This window comes from Leptospira soteropolitanensis, assembly GCF_026151655.1.
In the GTDB taxonomy this organism is placed as follows: Bacteria; Spirochaetota; Leptospiria; order Leptospirales; family Leptospiraceae; genus Leptospira_A; species Leptospira_A soteropolitanensis.
Window position 1 is genome coordinate 35,430 of record NZ_JAMQPN010000001.1, and the last position, 21,858, is coordinate 57,287.

Annotated in this window: 22 protein-coding genes and 1 pseudogene; 12 read left to right on the forward strand and 11 right to left on the reverse strand. The window is 35.5% G+C overall.

Going from position 1 to position 21,858, the window contains the following annotated elements; genetic code table 11:
- Nucleotides 1-13: 13 nt before the first annotated feature.
- Nucleotides 14-127: pseudogene (locus ND811_RS00150) on the reverse strand (activator of HSP90 ATPase); the annotation flags it as partial.
- 85 nt (nt 128-212) lie between these two features.
- Complete coding sequence (locus tag ND811_RS00155; protein WP_265350926.1) at nt 213-665, reverse strand: SRPBCC family protein; 453 nt, start codon at nt 663-665, stop codon at nt 213-215.
- Between the two features lie 83 nt (nt 666-748).
- On the opposite strand from ND811_RS00155, the gene ND811_RS00160 reads away from it, so the two are divergent.
- Nucleotides 749-1,552, forward strand: a complete 804-nt coding sequence (locus ND811_RS00160; protein ID WP_265350925.1) for a helix-turn-helix transcriptional regulator — start codon at nt 749-751, stop codon at nt 1,550-1,552.
- Nucleotide 1,553: 1 nt separating this feature from the next.
- Here the strand turns inward: ND811_RS00160 and omp85 are convergent, their stop codons facing one another.
- Together omp85 and ND811_RS00170 are read right to left on the reverse strand one after the other, a co-directional pair.
- Nucleotides 1,554-3,077 (reverse strand): Omp85 family outer membrane protein, encoded by a 1,524-nt coding sequence (omp85, locus tag ND811_RS00165; RefSeq protein ID WP_265350924.1) that lies wholly within the window; start codon nt 3,075-3,077, stop codon nt 1,554-1,556.
- Between the two features lie 145 nt (nt 3,078-3,222).
- Entirely contained in the window at nt 3,223-4,776 is a 1,554-nt protein-coding gene (locus tag ND811_RS00170; RefSeq protein ID WP_265350923.1) for a methyl-accepting chemotaxis protein, read from the reverse strand.
- 537 nt (nt 4,777-5,313) lie between these two features.
- Between ND811_RS00170 and lsa14 the strand changes: the two genes are divergently transcribed.
- The 4 genes from lsa14 to ND811_RS00190 are packed head-to-tail and all read left to right on the forward strand — an operon-like array spanning nt 5,314 to nt 7,364.
- A complete protein-coding gene (gene lsa14 / locus ND811_RS00175) occupies nt 5,314-5,703 on the forward strand; it encodes an adhesin Lsa14 (protein ID WP_265350922.1) in 390 nt (129 codons plus the stop codon).
- Between the two features lie 12 nt (nt 5,704-5,715).
- On the forward strand, nt 5,716-6,033 hold the full coding sequence (locus tag ND811_RS00180) for a TRL-like family protein (RefSeq protein WP_265350921.1): 318 nt from the start codon (nt 5,716-5,718) through the stop codon (nt 6,031-6,033).
- 2 nt (nt 6,034-6,035) lie between these two features.
- The gene (locus ND811_RS00185) at nt 6,036-6,371 is read left to right on the forward strand and encodes a TRL domain-containing protein (protein WP_265350920.1); all 336 of its coding nucleotides are present in this window, start codon (nt 6,036-6,038) and stop codon (nt 6,369-6,371) included.
- Nucleotides 6,372-6,374: 3 nt separating this feature from the next.
- Complete coding sequence (locus ND811_RS00190; RefSeq protein WP_265350919.1) at nt 6,375-7,364, forward strand: hypothetical protein; 990 nt, start codon at nt 6,375-6,377, stop codon at nt 7,362-7,364.
- A gap of 87 nt (nt 7,365-7,451) precedes the next feature.
- On the opposite strand, the gene creD is transcribed toward ND811_RS00190, so the two are convergent.
- From creD to ND811_RS00215, 5 genes are all read right to left on the reverse strand, one after another.
- Nucleotides 7,452-8,780 (reverse strand): cell envelope integrity protein CreD, encoded by a 1,329-nt coding sequence (gene creD / locus ND811_RS00195; RefSeq protein WP_265350918.1) that lies wholly within the window; start codon nt 8,778-8,780, stop codon nt 7,452-7,454.
- A gap of 75 nt (nt 8,781-8,855) precedes the next feature.
- Complete coding sequence (creC, locus tag ND811_RS00200) at nt 8,856-10,238, reverse strand: two-component system sensor histidine kinase CreC (RefSeq protein WP_407658864.1); 1,383 nt, start codon at nt 10,236-10,238, stop codon at nt 8,856-8,858.
- Nucleotides 10,239-10,299: 61 nt separating this feature from the next.
- Nucleotides 10,300-10,968 (reverse strand): response regulator, encoded by a 669-nt coding sequence (locus ND811_RS00205; protein WP_265350917.1) that lies wholly within the window; start codon nt 10,966-10,968, stop codon nt 10,300-10,302.
- Nucleotides 10,969-10,978: 10 nt separating this feature from the next.
- Entirely contained in the window at nt 10,979-12,835 is a 1,857-nt protein-coding gene (locus tag ND811_RS00210; RefSeq protein WP_265350916.1) for a gamma-glutamyltransferase family protein, read from the reverse strand.
- Between the two features lie 67 nt (nt 12,836-12,902).
- Nucleotides 12,903-14,897 carry a methyl-accepting chemotaxis protein gene (locus ND811_RS00215; RefSeq protein ID WP_265350915.1) on the reverse strand — a complete coding sequence of 665 codons (1,995 nt, stop codon included), beginning with the start codon at nt 14,895-14,897 and terminating at the stop codon, nt 12,903-12,905.
- A 180-nt stretch (nt 14,898-15,077) separates the two neighbouring features.
- Here ND811_RS00215 and ND811_RS00220 point away from each other — a divergent pair, with 180 nt between their 5' ends.
- Together ND811_RS00220 and ND811_RS00225 are read left to right on the forward strand one after the other, a co-directional pair.
- The gene (locus ND811_RS00220; protein ID WP_265350914.1) at nt 15,078-15,536 is read left to right on the forward strand and encodes a hypothetical protein; all 459 of its coding nucleotides are present in this window, start codon (nt 15,078-15,080) and stop codon (nt 15,534-15,536) included.
- A 136-nt stretch (nt 15,537-15,672) separates the two neighbouring features.
- Nucleotides 15,673-16,101 (forward strand): hypothetical protein, encoded by a 429-nt coding sequence (locus ND811_RS00225; protein WP_265350913.1) that lies wholly within the window; start codon nt 15,673-15,675, stop codon nt 16,099-16,101.
- A gap of 44 nt (nt 16,102-16,145) precedes the next feature.
- Here ND811_RS00225 and ND811_RS00230 read toward each other — a convergent pair whose 3' ends face one another.
- Nucleotides 16,146-16,991 carry a DUF4349 domain-containing protein gene (locus tag ND811_RS00230; protein ID WP_407658863.1) on the reverse strand — a complete coding sequence of 282 codons (846 nt, stop codon included), beginning with the start codon at nt 16,989-16,991 and terminating at the stop codon, nt 16,146-16,148.
- A gap of 108 nt (nt 16,992-17,099) precedes the next feature.
- Entirely contained in the window at nt 17,100-18,353 is a 1,254-nt protein-coding gene (locus tag ND811_RS00235) for a U32 family peptidase C-terminal domain-containing protein (RefSeq protein WP_265350911.1), read from the reverse strand.
- Between the two features lie 190 nt (nt 18,354-18,543).
- On the opposite strand from ND811_RS00235, the gene ND811_RS00240 reads away from it, so the two are divergent.
- Genes ND811_RS00240 through ND811_RS00260 form a run of 5 tightly spaced genes read left to right on the forward strand, consistent with a single transcriptional unit; the run spans nt 18,544 to nt 21,775 of the window.
- Nucleotides 18,544-18,981: a hypothetical protein gene (locus ND811_RS00240; protein WP_265350910.1), complete on the forward strand. Its 438-nt coding sequence runs from the start codon at nt 18,544-18,546 to the stop codon at nt 18,979-18,981.
- Nucleotides 18,982-19,029: 48 nt separating this feature from the next.
- Nucleotides 19,030-20,427 (forward strand): OmpP1/FadL family transporter, encoded by a 1,398-nt coding sequence (locus ND811_RS00245; RefSeq protein WP_265350909.1) that lies wholly within the window; start codon nt 19,030-19,032, stop codon nt 20,425-20,427.
- Nucleotides 20,428-20,438: 11 nt separating this feature from the next.
- Entirely contained in the window at nt 20,439-20,921 is a 483-nt protein-coding gene (locus ND811_RS00250; RefSeq protein WP_265350908.1) for a hypothetical protein, read from the forward strand.
- A 24-nt stretch (nt 20,922-20,945) separates the two neighbouring features.
- The gene (locus ND811_RS00255; RefSeq protein WP_265350907.1) at nt 20,946-21,359 is read left to right on the forward strand and encodes a hypothetical protein; all 414 of its coding nucleotides are present in this window, start codon (nt 20,946-20,948) and stop codon (nt 21,357-21,359) included.
- Between the two features lie 5 nt (nt 21,360-21,364).
- Nucleotides 21,365-21,775, forward strand: a complete 411-nt coding sequence (locus ND811_RS00260; RefSeq protein WP_265350906.1) for a heme-copper oxidase family protein — start codon at nt 21,365-21,367, stop codon at nt 21,773-21,775.
- The last annotated feature ends 83 nt before the right edge of the window (nt 21,776-21,858 follow it).

Consider the following 21,858-nt stretch of genomic DNA (forward strand, 5'->3'; position numbering starts at 1 on the left):
CCAGAAGAAAGGTTCAATTGGCCTCTACATACTTTTTAAAGTTATCTAGAATGGCTTGCCATCCGCCGCGTTGCATTTCTTCCAGATTCTCATTTTCTGGATCAAAACTGACAACTACCTTTGATTTCTCGCCGAGAGCCTCTAGGACAAAATTCTTTCAGACCCTCTATATAATGCAAAACATTTATTTCTCTTATCAAATCACATAGTTCTTAATTCAATGTTTTGGCAATGCCTTCTATGATATCTAAACACTGTTTCCAACTTTGCAAAGAATGTTCTCGTCTATCTTCTGCGGTAAAACCAGTTTGAGTTAAGTGGATAGTCACAAAACCGTCTGCGAATGTTAACTTATTTTCTATAATGGAGTAGTTTTCAGGTAGATCAGGTAATCCAAAAAATTCACTAAAATAAGAATATTTAAATGTTTGAGGACGTTGCAGTACGATTATTTTTCCTTTTTCCTCATAAGGAGTTCCTTCCCAAACTCCCTTAAAAATAAGGGAACTGCCTTCTTTCCATTCAGAGATAACATCAGTATCATACAAATATTGTTTAATGTATTTTGGGGTTGTCAGTATTTCCCAAATGCGTTCCAGACTAGAGGGAATGGTTTTTGTAAGACTCAATGTTAAATTATGATTCATTTGATTTGTGGTATTCATTGTTTTCTTTACTCCTACAAGAAAGATAACAAATAAGAAAAGATTTGGATTGTAAAAAAGCGACAAAACAATAAATAAGTTGTATGGTGAAGGAAAAAGGAAAACCGACCCGCGGAGTTCTACGCCAATCCAAAGCCAACCTGATTGCCAAACACAATCGGTTTTTTGCCAATGAGAATCTAGATTTTTTTATTGAGCACTATTGGACTGTTAGTTGGGATTTAACTAATAAAGATCCCTATCTTGCCGAAACGCTTCCCTATCCAAGCATACATATTGTATTCGAAAAGGGAAATTCGAAAATTTTTGGAGTTACCAAAGGCAGGTTTTCCACCTTATTACAAGGAAAAGGTTCTGTATTCGGTATCAAATTTCGGCCTGGAGGATTTTTCCCCTTCTTACAAAAAAACATCTCAATACTCACAAATAAAACGATACCTATTTCAGATCTAACTAAAGTAAATATTCTTTCTCTCGAATCCAGTATCTTTGAAAAAGAAGATGACGAAAGTAGAATTAAAATCATCGAAACTTGGTTAGAAACTATTCTACCCGAAAAAGATCCCAAAGTATTAATAATCAATCATATTATAGATAGAGTAAAATCAGATAGGTCCATCCAATCAGTAGACCAAGTCTCAAAACTATTTTCAATGAGTCTTCGCAATTTACAAAGGCTCTTTCAGGAATATGTCGGAGTTAGTCCCAAATGGGTAATCCAACGATTTAGAATCCAAGAGGTAGCCGAACTCATTGAAAAAGAAAAAAAAATTCATTATGCAGCAATGGCTTTAGATCTTGGTTATTACGATCAGTCTCATTTTATAAAAGATTTCAAAAACACAATAGGATTAAGTCCTGAAGAATATTTAAAATCAATAGTTTAAATCAAAAAACATGGCTAAAGTTGACGAATAGCTGCTCATCTTCTCTTGATTTCGCATAGTCAATCATAATGATTGTTGCTTGGTTCCAAGCAATTCGCAAGCCTATCCCCCGCGAATAAGCATACCCTTTCCAACCTAATTTATGTTCGTCGTCCCATACACGACCATAGTCAAAAAAAGGAACTAAATTAAAGGCAAAAAATTCATCTCCAAATTTGGCCTCTGCAAATTTCCAACGAATCTCCGTATTTCCCCAACCCATTGCACGGCCAACAAATCGATCTTGTTTGAAACCTCTTAGTGTTCTAAGTCCACCGAGTCCCCCAACAAGTCCTTCTGTTCCCCACATATTCCTATACTCATAAAAAGGTGCTTCTCCATCGGTGACACCTAGTCCAAATCGATTGGCGATGACTAATTTATCAAAAACCTTAGGGAAAGGACTCCAAAACAACTTAGTCTGAGCAAAGTATTTTTGATAATCGTAATCAGATCCGATGGCCTTGGTGTGTTTTTCATAGGTTGCCTCTGCAAAAATTCCTGAGTTCGGATCTGGCTCAAAATCTCTAGTATCGTATACTAAACCCACACGAAGAGCATTCACATAACCACCATTATACCCAATTATTTTTTTTGCTTCATAATCTTCTGTAAGGCGTGTTTTCCCATTCGGTACATCTGCAGTATGTTCCCCACCAAGAATTGGATCTACACCACGAGCCAACTTACCATCATAGGTTCTAACAATATTGTTAGAAAATTTTAAACCAGCGACAAGCCTGACAGTCCCACCAACAAATGAACGCTCTGTACTTGTAGTGGCCATTGGAGTTTCTATAATATAACGGTTGTACATTTTATCTGTTACAACATAACCAGGAGTTGGCGGAAATCCAGAATAGGTTTTTCCTCCGAAACTAATCGGGTCTGACCTAGTTCCTGGTCGATAGTAAGCTAGGTTATTTTCCTGATCGATATAACTCGCATTGATGATATGCCTTCCATCTTGTTGATTACGATCCAAATAGGACAAAGGTTTCATTGTATCTTCGCCAATACCGAAATACAGTGTAGTTGGTGTGATCGTAAGAAAGAGGTCTGCCCGTAGCCTCCATTGTGTATCCGCAATGAATGGCATATCCAAACTAACTTGGTGGTACTGCGCATTTTTATTGGTATTAAAATATTGAGCAAACACGCGGGAACGATAAGGTGTGTAATAAAAAAGTGGGTCAGATTTTTTTCCGTTATCATACACATAGGCACGAGCTCCATAACCAATCCCTTCGTTCGGGTCAGAATTGATCAGCGGCAATCCAGTTAAATACCAACTTTCTCTTTTGTCCTCTATATCTTTTTTACAGAGTTGTTTGGTTACATCCATAGGGAAGGGAAGATTTTTGGGAGGAGGATCTTTTTCGCAGCCAGCACTGGGAACGTATTCCTGAGCCAAAAGGAAACTCGGCGTCACCAAACAAAAACTAACCAGTAAGGAAAAAAGAACATGGCTGCAATATCGATTCATTGACCTAGGGAAGTACACAAATGATGGACATTACGTACTAAAAAAAATCGGTCAACCAGGAAATGAGTTCTCACTCACTTTTTATCTATTGGGGGCTAAAACCGAATGCCTTGGTGCGAATTTAAAAATTTCCGCAAATACAATGTTAATTTGTCATTTCTTTCGCCAAAGAATCAAGCTGAACGATGATTCCTCCGGTAGATTTGCTACTATCCGAAATTTGTTTGGAAATTTCGACTATATTGGCAGCGTATTCGGAAATATTCGCTGTAATTTTAGTAGATTCTTCCGTTGCGATCTTTTGGAAATTTGTCGAATTTTCGATGGTTTTACTGGTTTCGTAAATCCTTGTATTTAAGTTGTCGATCGTTTCGATTGCCTTATCAATTTCCACAATTTTAGAACCTACACCGGTGATTTCGTTTTTGATGATTCCAATGGCAGTGTCTAATTTTCCCATAAGATCAGAAGATCGATTGATGAGTTCGCTACTTTCTCCAATCAGAGAAAGATTTTCTTGGATGATTTTAGAGATTTCTTTTGAGTTTCGAGTTGTTGCTTCCGCTAATTTTGAGATTTCTTCCGCTACTACAGCAAATCCCCGACCGTGTTCGCCGGCTCTTGCAGCTTCAATGGCCGCATTTAAAGATAACAAATTTACTTTATCTGCAATATCGTTAATCACTGAAACAAAATCCGAAATTTCTGTACTCTTCTCTTGTAAAATATTAAACTTATTGATTGAAAGATGAATATGTTCCGATGTATCATTCGAATAACTCATAACTACATCTAAATTTTTATAAATTCTTCCTGTCCCGGTTTGAACAGTTTCATTAATTGCTTTTAGATCATTTACCGATTGAATCGAAACTTCTGATTCATTGTACAAGGATTTGGCGATTCTATTGTTTGAGTCTGCTTTTGAAGATAATTCCAATAAAGATGTCGAAATTTCAGATAGGGAGGACGCTTGGTGTTCCGATATATGTTTCAGCTCATCTGATATAGTATCCTGATTTCTGATTTGTTCTTTCATAAGATCAATGGTTTGAAGAATGGTCTTAGCCATATTCATTAAATTGTCTAAAGTTTTTTTTGCTTCTTTTTGTTTCTCAACAGCTAAGTTCAGTAGATTTCTCGTTGCGGTTGCTCCAACTGTCGCTCCAATACCAACCCATACAAAAATCAAAAACCTAACAATAATATTACTTTTGGGTCCACCAGGTATTAGTTCTGGTCTAAAGGAAAACAAAAGAATCTCAGAAACGATTATTAAAATAAAATTATAAATAGAGGCATTTCGATTAAAATATAAAACACTGAGTACAAACGAAATATAAAAAGTCGCAGCAAGTTCCGTCGCACCATAAATTACATACTGAAACACAAGCAAACATAATGTCACACCGGTAATGGATATATAACTCGAAGACCAATGTGTTTTTAATCTACTGGAAAGCAAAAAACCAACGATCAATATCGACGTTGCCAGAACAAATTCTATCAATATGCTCTGATAGGTTAAATAATCAGAGCCTTTCCCGGCTATTTTGATGGATAATGTTGCTACATTCGCAAGAGCCAGGATCGAAAGAAACGACATGAACATACGTTTGTTGTTCCGTAACATCACTTCCGTGAAAAGGTCTTCGGAAATGGTCATCACCTTATTTGGGGAAAAAATTTTAGCGATCAAACAGAACCTTCTTTATACCTAGACTAATTTTAATGTCATACTTTAGGAAATGGATCGTTTGGCAAGAAACGTCCCTAAGGCAACTAGAAAAATTCTAAAATAGTAACCAAGAAATATCATTCCCAAATCCCTTCTCAAGAACAAATTTCATTTCCATTCCTAAATCAATGGACCCAAATGATTCAAAAATCAATTTCATTTAAAATGTATTGGACGAAAAGAATGAGATAGTTTGTAAAAAAAAATGTTTATCTAGGGATTTTTGTAAGTAAGGGGAGAAAATGCTATGGTTTCGAAATGGTCCAAGAAGGATAAAACATTTCAAAACAAGACTTTAAATAAAATTAAAAATCCACCCATCCTCACAATATCAACATTAAGCTACAAACCCAAACAAAACCATTAGTTTTATTTAATATTATGGTTTTTCCTAATTTGCCACAGTATTGCTGTTAGTTTTTATTCAAAGAAATCACCAGTCGATTGACATAAAATAGAAAAATATAACTACTGTCAGAAAATCATATGGAGAGTTATGTGAAAAAAAATATAATTTTTGTTATCGCAATAAATTTGATTCTATTATCCATCAACTGTACTGGTGCTTCAATACATTCTACTTATGTTCCGAATGCCAATACAAACCCGACAAGAGAATATGCAACACCATCGGTATTACTCAAGGGTGGATTTATCTATCACAAAACATATGTTCCTGGACCTATTGGATTAAATACAGAAGGCAATTTAGAGGGACGAAGCTGTAGTCAGTCGGTTCTGCATTTATTTTCGTCAGGAAATTCCACCATCGAGGCCGCAAAAAGAGCAGGAAACATTACGAAAGTAGCTTATTTGGATTACGAACAAGTGGGGATTTTTATGGGTATAATTTATCATAGATTTTGCACCATTGTTAAAGGATCATAAACGGTATTAATTATGAAAATCAAACCTATCTTTATCTTTTTACTTAGTTTATTCCTGCTCACAAATTGTGCAATTGGACCTACGCATGGTTATATACTAACCTCAACAAGATTTGCCGGAACTTTTAATCCAGAAAATAACGTTAAAGCTATAAAAGAAGGCGTTGGATGCCAATTTACAGTTTTATATCTTTTTAGTTTCGGAGACGCCGGTGCAGGCTCTGTAGCAAAACAAAATGGAATTATTAAAATCGCTACTATCGATCATTCGACTGTATCATTTCTAACTGGTGTTTATCGATCTTATTGTACGATCGTTTACGGAGAATAATTATGAAATATCTATTCCTTCCAATCCTAAGTTTATTATTTGTTATCAATTGTGTAACAACTCCTATTCCTGGTTATTATTTCACATACACAACTCAACATTTAAATGGTGATGCCACTGGCAATATGGTAACATCTGCTAAATTAGAGAAATCAGGCAAGTCTTGTAGTTTCTCTGGATTTGTGGTGAACCTTTTCTTTTATGGTGCGGGGAACTCCATTGAGGAAGCATCTCAGCATGCAAATATTCAAAAGATTGCAGTCGTCGATAGAGAATCTCTGACTATTCTGCCATTCGGTATTTTTTATCGAGAATGTGTGATAGTCTGGGGAGAATAGACCGTGTCCCATAAAATATTCATTATTGTTCTTTGGATTAGTTGCTTATATTCTAGTAGTATTCTCTCCAAGGACTTTGACTCAACACATGAATTACCAAAAGTAAGGGAACCTGATAAACATAGAATTTATTTTCGTCGCAATGAAGGTTATGGCGGAATCAATTTTCCTGTCATGGATTACTTACGTTACGAGAACTTTAATTCAATTTTAGTTCAAGGATATGATACTAATACTGCGATTAGAGCATTTGCAAAAAATGATGGTTATAATGCGATTTCTGTTCAACATGAACTTGAATATCGTTATATGGATAAGTTCCGAGTTTTTTATGAAACTCGATCCTTAGTGAATTTAAAAGCCGGAAAAAACGACCAGAGAAATTTACAATTCAAAGAAGATTATGTTAGTTTAGGTGTAGCTTATTTTCATCCTTTATCTCCTAATTTTAATATTGGGTTTAGTTTGAGGCAGGTTGATATCGAACAAAACACAAAAAATAACTACTTGTTATTTGATCTTTTTCCTCCACTCATTGGCCCTAGAAATAGAGAATTTAGCATGAACGTGCGAGGCACTGTGCCAGGAATCCATATTGAAATTAAACCATTACGTTGGTTTGAAATTCATATTGGAAAACAATTCTATAATCTCTCAGGAAATGACACTAGGTCAACAATTGATATCGTTTTGGTAAATGATAGAAATACTAATCTATTATTTGGCTATTTTGATTTTTCAAAAGGTTTAGTAAGTTATACAGGAGAAAAAACAACATTAGACTTTGTATTTCGATTCTCTTCTTGGTTTGCTACCAGATGGGGTTATACAATTGAACGATATAACGTAAAATACAAAAAATACCTTCTTTATGTAGATGATGATATCCCATCTACAATGGTTTATTCAGCATTAGAAAGTTCTCAAAAACAAAGAATGGAATTCGGTTCTATGAATATCACTTTTGAATTTTCTAAAAGTTTCGACGAATAGTCCATAAAACCTAACAGAGATGAAGTTCTCTGTTAGGTTTTTTATCCATTTACTTCAGTTAAGATGGTTCTTTTCTTTATATTTCCCTTAGACTTCCTTTTTCAATCCAAACTGATACCAATCCACCTTACGGGTAAAATGCATCACCGCTGCCAAAATTGAGAATAGAGCTAAAGATCCCAATATTAATGCTTGTTCTTCGGAGGCTAAAATCACATATAAAAAGGAATACAAAACCAAATAATACAGAGCAGTGATGATTCCCTTTTTTTTATTTTTTAGAACGTTGGTTGCATAATAACCGATGAGTCCAGTTACTGCGGTACTTGAAACAATATAGGCTAATAAAAAACCAAAGTGTTCTGAAAAAGACAAATTCAAAATATAAAATAAAACCATTGCAGATCCAATTAAAATGTATTGAATGGGATGTAACAAAACTCCACCAAACACTTCCATTAGAAAGAATAAAGCAAAACTAGTAACAATCAATAGAAGTCCATACTTTACAGATCTCTCCATCTTTAGATAATGATCTACAGGGATCACAAGACTCACTCCATATCCTGAATTCAGAATTGTGTTTAAAATAGAGTCATCCATAGAATGAATCACTTGTGGATAGGATCTTGCAAAATAAGTTGACTCCCACACTGCAGAAAACCCATCTTCTTGAATCAATCTGTCTTTTGGCAAAAGATTTCCATTGAAGGACGGATCTTTCCAATCAGAACTCATGAAAAGTTTAGATTTTTTTCCAATAGGAATCATAGAAAAGGATTCCGATCCTTTCACTTCTAACTGGATTTCAAAAGGAATGGAATTACCAGAATCGGTAATTAAAACTGGAACATTAAGTCCTGATTGTAAATGTGAGGATCTGGTTCCTGGCAAAAACTTTTTTTCTTTTCCTGACCAAGTTAACTTCATTTCTCCACCAAGCCCCTTCAAATCTGAAACAGAAAGAATCAACCGCGTATCATCCCAATAAATGTATGTAGTGTCATTAGGAAAATCAGAGGACGAAATCGATGAGAATTTTCCGGCAATTTTCACCTTACTCGTGTATAATGGTATTTCGTATATACTTCTTTTACGAAGTTCCGTTTTCATATCAACCACCGAATCCAATTCATCAGGTAAAAAATATGCATAATCTGTGATATAATCCCATTTATCTTTTTCTTTTGTGGAACCTGATTTTGGAATCCTTACGTTATAAGGAACCATTAAAATAGGACCAATTACCGTTTGATTCGTTCCCCATTTTTCTCCAACTTCGATAACAGCTTCGTTTCTAGCTGTATTTCTTTCTTCGATTAAAGAACCAATCATTGCCAAAGGTATGATAAATAATAAAACCATACCTCCAAGGATAACCAAACGAAGGTTGACAGATGTTTGTAGTTTACTCATAAAAAATCTCCTATCCTTAGGATAGATCTTTATCGTGAGTCTTTTATGTTCTAAATGTGAGGATTGTGTGAGGGTCTAGCTTTTTGGCAACCATATCGATACAGACACTCCACGAGGTTCCCGATTTTGGATCTCTAATTTACCTCCATGTAGATCCACAATTTGATTTACAATGCTAAGACCTAAACCAGAACTTTTACGGTTATTCGTTGGTCTTGGCAAAGAATAAAATTTTTCGGTTACCCGATCTAACGCATAGTCGGGAATCTTATTTCCTTCATCTAAAACAGAAAACCTAAGAAAACCTTCCAATTCTTCTTTTATTTCAATATTGATAACATCTTGTTTATTTGCAAAATCGATTGAGTTTCTAATTATATTTTCTATGGACAAATATAAATAATTTCGATTTCCTTTTACCTCCCATTTTCTATTTTCACATAGAACTAATACCTGAAGCGACTTCCACTCTATTTCGGATTTAAAATTTGATAGAACTTCCTGAACCAAATCGTATAAAAGGACTCGATCATCCAGTGAGATATGTTTTTTGCCCTCAAGAGAAGAAAGCTCTAACATTTGTTCAATGAGATTTTGAATTCGTTTTGCTTCCTCATGAATATTTTTGGTAAGTCGGAGAGATTCGTTTGGATGGGATTGTAAAAGTTCTACAGATGCCAATATAGAAGAAAGAGGGCTTTTAATTTCATGTGTCAAGGTTTGGACATAAGACTCTATGTATTTTTTACCTTCAATTTCTTGGACTAATAAATCCACTTCTTTTCCCAATTCATTTAACTCACGAATTCCGATTTTCGGAAATATAACATTTTCTTTTTTTCGAAGAGAACTTACATATTGGGAAAGGCGTAAAATCGGTCGAAAAAATAAATACGCAAGTAAACTAAATAAAAGCGCAATCGACGAAGCCACGAGGAGTGAAATACGCCAAAACTTTCTTTTTGCTTCCTCGATAAAAGGAATCACACCGGTTTTGGGTTTGATCACAGTAAGAACTCCAACAATTTTGTTTTTGTATCGGATGGGTGAAGCAACAAATAGAGCCCCTTCACCTTCCTTATCCAAAAGTTTACTAGATCTTGCTCCATACTTACCTTGTAGAGTCAGATATACATCGTTAAACTTTGAATAGTCGAGACCTTCCCGATAGACTTCCGAATCAAGAATCACTATTCCTTTTTCATCCGTGATATAAACTTGGATGTCAGTATTGGTTTTTATAAGAGAATAAATTTTTGCATTAAAAGACCGTTTTTGGGTATTTTTGAAAACAGGAAAAAAAATGGAATGTAAGGTAACTTTAAACTTTGAATATGCCTGTGGATTTTGAATCAACTGTTCTTCCACAATCGCAGATAAAATATGAGCTGTGTCATTTAACGACTCCTCTACAGTTTCCATGTAACGAGGTCGTATTGAATCTTCTGTTTTATCGATTAAATAATAGAAACCAATGCTTAGGATAAAAAAAAACTAATCATGATTCGAATCCAAAGGCTCATATCTTTTCCTTTAACCCATACCCTTGTCCCCTTCGTGTTTCAATGGGATCGAAGTCTGGTTCCAATTCCTTAATCCTAGCACGGATGTTTTTAATTACAGTGTCTACTGCGCGATCGAAACTATCTTCTGGTTCTGTCCAAACACTGTCCATTATTTCTTCTCTAGTAAAAATTCGACCGGGCCACCTAAAAAACAACTCCAACGTTTTGTACTCATAAGGAGAAAGGTTTAATGTTTTTCCATTCAAATAAACTAACTTCTTGTCCAATGAAATGCTAAATTTAGATTCTTCTATCGATTGTGGTATAATCGTCCTTCGAAAAATAGCGCGTATCCTTGCCAAAAGCTCTCTGGGACTGAAAGGTTTAACAATGTAATCGTCTGCTCCAATCTCCAAACCCAATACTTTATCAATCTCTGTATTTCTTGCAGTTAAAAATATAACAGGAGTTTGCTGTCTTTTCCGAATTTCTTTTAATACTTCAAATCCATTTTGGTCAGGTAATCCAATATCTAGGATTATTAAAGATAGATCCTTTGAAAGTAGTTGTATTCCTTGTTTTCCAGTGGAAGCGAGAGTTACAAAAAACCCTTCTGACTCCAATGTTATTTGAATGGTTTCCTGAATTCCTGGTTCATCTTCGATCAGAAGTATTTTTGTCATTATTTAAAAACTATTTTCCTTCTGCCCAAGACTCTTCTCTAGGATCTGCCACACCAATTAGTTTTTTTTCATCATTTAACACTGCACATACTGCACCGAAATCATTGTCTAAATGACCTTTTTTATAAACTTTATATCCTTTTGCTCTCAGAGAATCAGAAACGGAAGTATATAGCGTTTCTTCTAATTCAATTCCGCCAGGTCTGTATGTATGTGGCGAAAAACTATCCGGCCAGTTCACCGAACGAAATCTAGGTGCTTCCACTGCTTTTTGCGGATCCATTCCAAAAACTATGATATTCAAAAAGAATTGGATCATAGCTTGGCTTTGAACATCTCCTCCCGGAGTTCCAAAACTCATCCATAACTTTCCCTTTTTTAAAACCATACCTGGGTTAGGAGTGATTCTTGGTCGTTTGCCAGGGGCTAGAGCAGATGGATGGTTTGGATCCAATCGGAACTGAGTCATTCGTATACCCAATGTTAATCCTGTACCAGGAACCATTGGTGATTGAGGAAAATCACTTGGAGTAAGAGAAACTGCGTTACCTTCCGCATCTATGATGCTCAAATAAGTTGTATCTTTTCCATACTTGATTTCACTAACATCCTGGTCTTTGGTTTCATAGGATTGGTTATTGGAAGAGGTTGTTTTCTTAGAATCAAACGTCCAAGGATTCCCAAAAGGGGGAGTTGCTCCAAAGGCATCTTTTTGAATTAACTTCCGTCTTAGGCTTGCATACTTTTTAGATAATAAACCTTCCAAAGGAACATCTAAAAATTTCGGATCTCCAAAGTATTTTTCTCTATCTGCAACAACAAGTTCAATCGCTTGTGATACAGTATGAATGTATTCAGGTGAATTATGGCCCAGAGCTTTTAGGTTTATACCATCTAACAGTTGCAAAACCATAGGAACTACTGGGCCTTGAGTCCAAGTTTGGTTGGATAAAATTTTATATTCTCCAAACTCACCAGAAACTGGTTTCTCCCAACCACCCGAATAATTTGCTAAATCTTCCTTCGTGAATAATCCATTTTTTTCTGTATGTAATTTAACGATTGCATCAGAGATCGGTCCTTTGTAAAAATAATCTCTTACTGACTCCAAAGCTTGTTTTCTGGTCTTTCCTTTTTTGAGAGATATAACTTCTTCATTCGCCATAGATCGCCAAGTTTTCGCAAGATCCAAACGTTTGGTTAATTCACCTTCTCGAATGCCATACCACCATTTTTTTTCCAAATACACTTCGGAATTATACGGCATGATAATGGTAAAACCTAAACGTTTATAAAATGGTAAGTCTAAGTTTTTGACAAGGATGCGATTGGCAGGAAACCCAACTTCAGCAGCAACGATCGCAGGTTGCACTAATTCAGAAAACGATTTTGTTCCATGATCTTGTAACAAACGTACGATGACATCTGGAGAAGCTGGCAATAATTGACTTAAAATGGAATTTTTAGGCATCACATCGTATCCATTCTCTTTAAACCAATCGATGTTTGCTTTTTTTGGGGCCGTACCAGCTCCTATATAACTTTTTACTTGTCCCGTTTTTTGATCATATATTAAGGTAGGAGCTACCGATGGAAAACTTGCGGCTTCTCCATTAGTTACGTTTAACACAAGCAATGCTGCCACTGCTGCATCGACTGCATTGCCACCACTTTCCAATACTTTGATAGCAGCCTTCGTAGCAAGCGGATTGCCTGTAGCCACCATAAACTTTTTCCCAACGACTGCATCTCGCAGATTTCCTTGCGGATCAATATAAGAAGGATCGATGGGCCGGCGAGTGCCGAAACATTGGAAGAAAAAAACAAACGCAAAGAAAAAGACTAAAACTTTATGGAAATTAGCCATAGAATCCCCTAAACGACTACTTGGTAAAAATACTATGGCAAATTTTGATTCTCTGTCGAACTATTTTTTATAACTTAAATCGGTCAGTGATTCCTTTTAAAATTTCTGCAGTAGATGCTAAATTTTGCGCAGAAGAGGACATTTCTTCTGAACCAGAAGCAGTACTTAACGTGTGTTCGTTGATCTGAATGATGACTTCAGAAATTTCTCTCACTGCTCTTTTCTGTTCGTTCGTGGAGAGTTTAATCGATTCTGCATCCTGCCCCATTAGTTCTGCACCTTCATCTACTTCTCGTTTAATAGATTCTTGTGCGGATGTAATTGAATATAGTTTATTCATTGCTGAGTTTACTGTTTCTACATTTTGGATGATATTACGTAAAATCTCAGCAGAAGAACGAATGGCGTTGGCACCTGAATCTAATTCTTTATTGTTCTTTGTAATCATTGTAGCAATGGATTTAATGGATGAAGCCGTTTTTTCTGAGAGTTTAGAAATTTCATCAGCAACCACAGCAAACCCTCTTCCCGCCTCACCTGCTCTTGCCGCTTCAATCGCAGCATTCAAAGCCAATAGTTGTGTTTGGTCGGAAATCTCGTTGATGATCTGAATGATGGCTGTCATCTCTCCTGAGGAATGAAGGATATTCTCGATCATTTGACTCATTCCTTGAATTGACTCTTCGCCTTTTTTGGCCTGGTTGGAAATAGATTCTGCTAACTTCAAAGTGCTTTCTATTTCTGAGCCAATTTTACGAATACTTTCAGACAATTCGCGAATTTTGGAATGAAAGTTTGTGAAGTTTCCAAACTGCCTTTCTGTTGAAGCAGCGATGTATTCCATACCAGCTGACATTTCTTCAACGGTAGCGGACATTTCTTCTGAAGAAGCTGCTGTTGACTGAGCGCCAGTTGCAAAATTATTGGAAGATGAAGTAAGTTGTTCTGATGCAGAAGCCAATTCCATCGTTATCCTTTGGATTTCTTCAAAAGATTTTCTTAAACTTGCAATAAAAGCATTGAGTCCGTTGCCCATCCTCCCAATTTCATCATCATAAATAACTTTAATGGAAGAAGTTAAATCTCCTTCAGCCATAGCTTTAAATATTCCACTAACATCTTCCAATGGATTCAATCGTTTGCTAAGCAATACATACAATAGCCAAATTGATACCAATGCAATGAAAATTGACGAAACCACTATGGTCGTCATTAAATCGAAAAGTGCTTCTTTAATTTCTGCTTTTGGTTGGATGGCAAGTATAACTACTCCCCATTCTTTTAATGGATAACTTACAGCAATATGAGGTTTCTCTAAATAATCAAATTCGAGTACTTCACCTTTTTTTAATGCTAACATACGTGCGCCTGATTCATCTTTCGAAAAATCATACTTTAATATTTGAGATTTATCCTTTAATGCAATTAGGAGTCCTTCAGTCGTAGCAATTAACACATAACCATCGCGACCAATTTTAATTTTATTAATTACTAAATCCGTTAGATCGGTTAATGAAAGTGCAATTCCTGAATTTCCAATTAACTTTTCATTTTCATAAACTGGGTAAGTAATTGTTGAGACAGGATTGTTTGTAAGTGGATTTAAAAGTGGTTTTCCAATAAAATGTCTTTTTTCTTTACCAGCTTTCAGTTCGGCAGGATCCATATCTGCCGGTTTCATTTTCCATCCGATAGCTTTACCAGTTGCATCAGTTACGACACGAGGATCATTATCATAAGTATGAGTATAAATATTTTCGTAAACTTTATAGAGGTCGGTAAGCTCTTTGTAATATGATTGTGCAAGAGGTTTTCCTGTTTTGATAGAAGCTATCGTCCTTTGGTCTTTTGCAACAGTTTTAATTACATTGACGTGACTTTGAAAAAAGTCACTTATTGATTGGCCAACAATGGCAACAGTCCCTTGCATTTGTCCGACATAAGCTTCTTGTATTTTTTTTTGTCCAAAATAATAGGCAACAGTTCCAACCAGACAACTGATAACCAATAGAATGGATGCACCACTCAGTAACAAAATGAATTTAATCGAATTACGCTGCATAAAATTTCCTCTGGATTTGTGCTGAAGATGGTTTAGTATATCAAAATATACGGAAAGACCATAATCCCATGCTTTTTGTACAGAGTTTGAAATCTTTGATTTTTGGCAATCTACCTAGAACGATTCTAAAGAAAAATCCTTTTTTCAAAACATAAGGGTAAGTCCTCAAGTCCAAGAAATATGAAAAATGAAATCTATACTAAATGGGAAAAGGATTCCAACTTAGTCATAACCCGCATTTCTGGGGCCATATCTGAAGCAGAAGTTTCTGAATGGAAACAAAGTTTAGAAAAAACCTTCTCTTCAATTCCAGCCGGAGCAAAATTTAAAATCTTTGTCAACCTTTATGGACTCAATCCTACTTCCGTCTCTGCGCACAAAGCCTACCGGGACATCATCCCACTTCTCTTAAGCAAATACAATTGGCGGATTGGATATTTAGATTTATTCGAAGAAGCAAAAGATTTAAAGCTAACATCTGAAAACGGGATGGAGTGCCTAGCCGCTGTTCATTGCCATCATGATAGTTATAAAATCAATGAATATGAACGCAGATTCGGAAGGACATCAGAACATTTTTATGATGATCCAGAAAAATCGGAAAAATGGATCCGTAGTTATCCGGTGTCTACACTTTAACTTATAAAAAGGTAATACAAAGATCCATCCTATTCCATTGTGAAATGGATCTTTGTATTTAGAAAAGAATCTTGTTCTCTAATTGGAAAACTACAATCCTAATTGACATTTCATTTAATAAATTACAATCACTGGAATGAAAAAACAAACTATCATTTTTTTATTATTCTTAATTGAAACTTCTTTGATTGCAAATCCTGAATCCAAGGCGAAAGCACTTTGCGATTGTCTAAAAAATGGAAAAACACCACAAAACGAATCAAATAAAAAGGAATGTTTGACCCTTAGAGAAACGCATGTTTCAACCCTAAAAAAAGGATCCAAATCTTATGACTTGTATCTATCTTACATACAGAAGTGCGAACAAGAATTAGCTGGATCAAAAGAAATTAATACAAATCTTACAACACAAGAAAAAGTATCGGCTGTTTGTGATTGTTTTCAAAAAGAAGGAATACAAAACAGGATGAGTTGCTTCAAACTCCAAAGTAATTATGGAAAATCAATTATAGATCCAGAAGAGAAAAAAGAATTTAATCTCTCTTCCGGAAGTTGTGATAAATAATCTAAAGTAACAATTAATAAATAAAATGATTTACAAAGCCATTTTTACTTCTGGAACTTTTTGTAAATTTTTTTTATGGGAAAATAGATAACCACTGCCACCAAAAGAAAGGGAATCATCCAAATCAAATAGTAGGTTAACTCTAAAAATACGTTCAAAATCCCAACAAAAGCATTTCTATATGTAGGAACTTGAATTTTATCTGGAGGAATCGGACTTGAAAAATTGATACTCAACGTGGCCCATTTGACTTTGTCCTTTATTTTCCAAATTTCGTGTTCTGCATGATCCAAATTGTTTTCACTATCTGTTACAGCTTCTTCAATCGCCTGCCAATTTTTAGAATTTGCGGATGTTTGATTGTTTGCACTCGTTCGTCGTGTTAAACGAATTTTTTCACGGTTTGATTTGATCTTTTGCCAAACCATTCCTTCTGTATGGTCCACAGTTGCTATATCTTCACTGAGTAACACTCCATATGTATCTAATTCAATCAAAGCCTCATATAATTTTTCTGACCTTATATGAATTCGCAAACTCATAAATGGTGCATCTGTATTAACTGCGGAACTGCTTTCGATATAACCATACTTTGTGATAAAACCAAGGATGTCTTTTCTAGTTTTAATCAAATCCTGAGTTTGGTAACTTAATTGAACTTGGTATTCGAGTAATCGCTCTGAGGTGTTTTGGATGGGAACAAATACCTGTCCGAGTTGATTTTCAACTGACGGAGGTTCTATGGCTTCTTGCGAACTTGAAGAACCAGGAGCCATTTTTTTCTCCATTGGCATGTCCATAGAACGCAATTCTGCTTCCGCGGGTGCAGAAGTTTCTCCGTTTGATTCCTTGCCACACTGTAAAAGAAAGGCAAAAGAAATGAAGATCATCAATTTAATCAATTTTTTCACGTAAGACCCTACTTGTTTCTATTTACACTTAACAGTTCTCACTGAAAAGTTTCTCATGTTTAGGGCAAGTCCAACACCAAAAGATCCTTATATTTTTTTGCTTAAAAACGACTTCGAAGGAATGGCAAAAGGAACTTCCAACTCCACAGTTCCCATCCCACCGCTAATCACTTCTACTGGATTTTGTTTATAAAAAATTTGGTCAACGGTGAAGGTTGTAGGGTTAGAATCAATGGCAGTGATGACTTCCATCAAATCGCCTTTTTGGATTTTATTTTTAACTTCAATCACAATACGTTTTGTATCCGGTTTATATTCTTTTACTAAACCTGCATACTTTTGACTCATATGCAAACTAGTGCCAAATTCATTGTTTTGAAAGTCCCTTTCCTCTTCAGGAATTTTGTCTTCCATCCCACGACTTAAAAAACCAGAAAAATATTTCCGAGAAGAAACTTTATCCAATTCTTCTAACCACTTTCGATCAAAACCTTCTCCTCGTGCAATATTATCTAATGTATTCCTGTAACTACGAGCCACCATTCCTACATAATAATCATTTTTTGTTCGACCTTCTACTTTCAAAGAATCAACGCCAGCATCACATAACTCTTGCAAGAATTCGATCGCACGTAAGTCTTTCGAATTCATTAAAAAAGTTCCTTCTTCATCAGTAATGAGTTCCATAGGTTCATCGTTCTGTTTGGGATTTGTGACAAACACTTTATACAAATCACGACATGCATTGTTACAAGAACCTTGATTGGCATCTCGTTTTTTGAAATAGTTACTCATAAAACATCGACCACTATGAGCAATACAAATCGACCCATGAACAAAAACTTCAATTTCCATTTCAGGAACTTGGTTTTTAATTTCAGCAATTTCAGAAATAGAAACTTCACGTGAAAGTATCACACGTGTGGCGCCAAACTTTTTCCAAAATTTAACAGCCGCATAATTCATCGTGTTTGTTTGAACCGATATATGAATGTCAATTTCGGGATGAGATTCTTTTGTGATGAGAATTAGTCCTGGATCTGCCATAATCAATGCATCTGGCTTTAATGCTGCCATTTGATCCAAATATTTAGGATAAGAAGGAAGTTTTGAATTTCTTGGGATGTTATTGACCGTAAAATAAATTTTTTTACCAAGTTGCCTTGCGAGTGCGACGCCCTTTTCCAAATTTTCCATCGTAAAATCATTTTCTCTCGCACGCAGCGAAAACCGAGGCACTCCGCAATAAGCGGCATCTGCGCCATAAAGATAAGCAATTTCTAATTTTTCTAAATTTCCTGCAGGTAGTAATAATTCTGGAATTTTTCTCATCTGGGACACACTCTAAATCCATCCCAAAAGAATCCTCATTTCTCAAAAGGAAAAATATATAGAAAGAATTTTAGATTGTTTCTAAAATCAAAAAAGGAAACGACAAAGAGATCCATATTTTTAATTTTAAGTTATCATGTTCCTTTACTTTTTCTTTTTAATCTTTCATGTTCTCTCAGCAATGATTTGGGTAGGAGGAATGATTTTTTATGTAATCGTTTTTATTCCTGTCATTCGGAACCCAGAACTAAAAGATCAAAAACTTCGATTACTACAACTCACAGCGATTCAATTTCGAAATATTTCTTATTATTTATTTTCTATATTTATCATTTCAGGAATAGGAATTTTATATTTAAAAGGTTTTTTTCAAAATGGAATGAATTGGAATCTATGGGCATCTAACATTGGTTTCATGTTTATAACCAAAATTGGTTTGTTCACTGTTTTATTTTTATCTTCTTTGTATCATGATTTTGTCACCGGACCTAAAACTTTTACTTATCTCAGATCCGATCCCGTACGTTTTGAACGGTATAGAAAAACTTCTGCTTTTTTTGGAAGGTTTAACCTACTTGTTTCTGTAACCATTGCCATTTTTGGCATTTTGGTTTCCCGAGGGTTCTCCATTTTTTAGCCGTTTATTCCCCTTGACACCCAAGACTCCCTCTTTTCCTTGAAACAAATGATTCCGAGTCGCATTTTCATATCTACTTTCATTCTAATTCTAATCCTGGAGCCGGGCTTTCGGGAAACAGAACTCCAAGCTTTTCACGGGATCATGCAACCTGCCTTTGGAGCAAGACAAGCGGGGATGGGGGGAGCCTTCCAAGCAGTCGGTGGATCGGTGTTGGATTTAGAATCCAATCCCTCCCACCTAGCGAGAGTAAAAAAGACCAAATGGGAGTTAGGTTCTGCTATCCATCTCCCAACCATCGAATACAATGATGAATATACAGATCCAAATCCTAGTCGTTCTTACAAAAATTCTACCATAGAACATCCGAGGGCAGTTCTACCTTATGTCGGTATCATAAAACCGGTAACAGAAAATATCAGTATTGGATTTGCTCTCTATGCACAAGGAGGTGGCGGTGGACAATTTAAAAATATCAAACGGCATACTCCTGATGGAAGAACATTAAATGAAACCTTTGGTATCAATATTCCCTTCATCGGAGAGAACACAAATGCAGTTGAAGATTTAAATTTTAGATTTATGACCATGAAATCGACGTTTGGTGCTGGTTACAAGAAAGGAAACTTTGCGATTGGAGCAGGAATTGATCTTGTATATGGGTTTATGGAATTAAAAAGAACCTACCAAGATGAAACAAGAAGCCTTACCATTCCTGGTGGAATTCGTTACCAAAGTGATTCTGCATATACAATGGGAGGAAAAATCGGAGTCTCCTATGATTTAACAGAAAACATACGAGTTGCTTATTCTTATACAACCAGAAATTTTTTGCCTATGGATGGAACCATGAAAGTAGACGGTTATGCACCGGAACGATCCTTTGGAACAAGAGTATCTCGTTATATGATTTGGCCTGACAAACATGTAGCGGGGATTTCATACCGCACCGATAAGTTTATCATCGATTTTGATATCAAATATATCCCTTGGTCAGAAAGTTTTAACACAAGTAAGTTTCGATTGGAAGATGTTTGGATGAGAACACCGATTGGAGTCGAAGCCAATGCTTTTCAATTCAACTTGAATTGGAAAAACCAAACCATATTGGCAGTTGGATTTGAATACAAATGGAACGAACGATTTATGAGCCGTATGGGATATAGTTATGGTAATAATGTCATTCCGGCAAGCGGAGTGAGTCCGATGTTGGGGGCAAGTATCGAACACCATCTTGCAATGGGAGGAAGTATTTCTTGGAACGATACTTCGTTTCATATTGCTTGTGAGTATGGATTTCCTAAAAAAACTTATGGTGGAAAAACTTCCGACTGGACTTTATCACATGCCGTTTTTTCTAATAAAGAAATCCATCCATTTCAATTCGCTTATAACAAACAAATGAGTGTATTTAGTATTTATCTAGGAATGGAACAAAATATATAAAAGGAAAATCTATGAATTCAAAATTAATTGGAAAATTTGCCATTGGACTTTGGATTGTTACTGTCATTACATTAGGATATTTTTTTTATTTCGGCAGCACAAGTCGTTCTCTTGACTATCGAACGGCTATCCACCTAACACCAGCAGAGCGACAATTAGTACTTACTGAAATGAGAGCACTCCTCACAGCAGTCAATGGGATGCTTTCTGGGCTGGCAGACAAAGATTATGAGATTGCCGCTAAAGCAGCTGATGCAGTCGGTATGGGACTTGTTGCGAGTTTAGAGAACCAAGAAAAAACAATTCTATTAAAACTCCCCGTGGAGTTTAAAAAATTGGGATTTGGAACGCATGAAAAATTTGATGAAATTGCTGTCAAAATTCGCAAAAAACAAGAAATTCATTCTCTACTGAAAGAGATGGATGAACTCACTCGTAACTGTGTCGCTTGCCATGCTAGTTACAAAATTGAAGTAGACGTAAAAGAAAAATAAACTTAAATTAAAACCGAATTTCTTATGCCAAAACTTTCAAGATACTTTATAAAATCTGGAATGTTATATTTGTTTTTCGGAGTTATTGTTTATGCTTTCTCTGAATTTCCAGGATCCCAATGGGAAATCCATCTAATGCCCGTTTATTGGCACATGATAACTCTTGGATGGATCACTCAAATTATCATGGGTGTTTCTCTTTGGATGTATCCAAAAGGAAAAAATCCGTCGCCAAAAAACGGATCTAACATTGCTTGGATGGCCTATTTTTGTTTAAATTTTGGACTTATTCTTCGGATCATTTCAGAACCATTCCTATATAAACATAAAGAACTTTCTATTTTTCCATTTGTTTCTTCCATATTATTTCAATTGTTAGGAATTCTTTGTTTTGTCTTGGAAATTTGGCCAAGATTAGAACCGCAGGGCAAAAAATAATAGTTATGTTTCCCCGCCCATCCGTTTGGTTCATTCGAGTTTCATTAATTTATTTGATGATTGGATCTTCATTAGGTGCCATCCTAATGTTAAATAAAGCATTTAACTTAGATCCAGAAATATGGAGATACCTTCCGCTCCATTATTCGATTTTAATTTGGGGATTTTTCATACAATTGATCATGGGTACCGCTTATTGGATGTTTCCAAAGTTTCTTTCCGAAAAGCCGAGAGGGTCTACCTGGCAAGTTTGGTTTCTATTTTATAGTTACAACTCGGGTTTAGTTTTATTTTTAATCACAAAATTTATATTTCCTTTTGAATTTTTGGTTCTAATCGGAAAATTTCTAATTTTTTTAGGTTTAATCACTTTTATAAAGATAGCTTGGTCTCGTGTGATTTCCTATAACCAATAGTTGCTCTGTAAAAAATTTATAAAAAAAAAATCAAAATTGATTTAGATCAATTCTTTCCTGAAACAAAAATGCTAGTTTGTATC

Coding starts and splice junctions, on each gene's coding strand:
- ND811_RS00155 (WP_265350926.1), bottom strand. CDS start 665: ATGAATACCACAAATCAAATGAATCATAATTTAACATTGAGTCTTACA.
- ND811_RS00160 (WP_265350925.1), top strand. CDS start 749: ATGGTGAAGGAAAAAGGAAAACCGACCCGCGGAGTTCTACGCCAATCC.
- omp85 (WP_265350924.1), bottom strand. CDS start 3,077: ATGAATCGATATTGCAGCCATGTTCTTTTTTCCTTACTGGTTAGTTTT.
- ND811_RS00180 (WP_265350921.1), top strand. CDS start 5,716: ATGAAAATCAAACCTATCTTTATCTTTTTACTTAGTTTATTCCTGCTC.
- ND811_RS00185 (WP_265350920.1), top strand. CDS start 6,036: ATGAAATATCTATTCCTTCCAATCCTAAGTTTATTATTTGTTATCAAT.
- creD (WP_265350918.1), bottom strand. CDS start 8,780: ATGAGTAAACTACAAACATCTGTCAACCTTCGTTTGGTTATCCTTGGA.
- ND811_RS00205 (WP_265350917.1), bottom strand. CDS start 10,968: ATGACAAAAATACTTCTGATCGAAGATGAACCAGGAATTCAGGAAACC.
- ND811_RS00210 (WP_265350916.1), bottom strand. CDS start 12,835: ATGGCTAATTTCCATAAAGTTTTAGTCTTTTTCTTTGCGTTTGTTTTT.
- ND811_RS00215 (WP_265350915.1), bottom strand. CDS start 14,897: ATGCAGCGTAATTCGATTAAATTCATTTTGTTACTGAGTGGTGCATCC.
- ND811_RS00220 (WP_265350914.1), top strand. CDS start 15,078: ATGAAAAATGAAATCTATACTAAATGGGAAAAGGATTCCAACTTAGTC.
- ND811_RS00225 (WP_265350913.1), top strand. CDS start 15,673: ATGAAAAAACAAACTATCATTTTTTTATTATTCTTAATTGAAACTTCT.
- ND811_RS00230 (WP_407658863.1), bottom strand. CDS start 16,991: ATGATCTTCATTTCTTTTGCCTTTCTTTTACAGTGTGGCAAGGAATCA.
- ND811_RS00240 (WP_265350910.1), top strand. CDS start 18,544: ATGATTTTTTATGTAATCGTTTTTATTCCTGTCATTCGGAACCCAGAA.
- ND811_RS00245 (WP_265350909.1), top strand. CDS start 19,030: ATGATTCCGAGTCGCATTTTCATATCTACTTTCATTCTAATTCTAATC.
- ND811_RS00250 (WP_265350908.1), top strand. CDS start 20,439: ATGAATTCAAAATTAATTGGAAAATTTGCCATTGGACTTTGGATTGTT.
- ND811_RS00255 (WP_265350907.1), top strand. CDS start 20,946: ATGCCAAAACTTTCAAGATACTTTATAAAATCTGGAATGTTATATTTG.
- ND811_RS00260 (WP_265350906.1), top strand. CDS start 21,365: ATGTTTCCCCGCCCATCCGTTTGGTTCATTCGAGTTTCATTAATTTAT.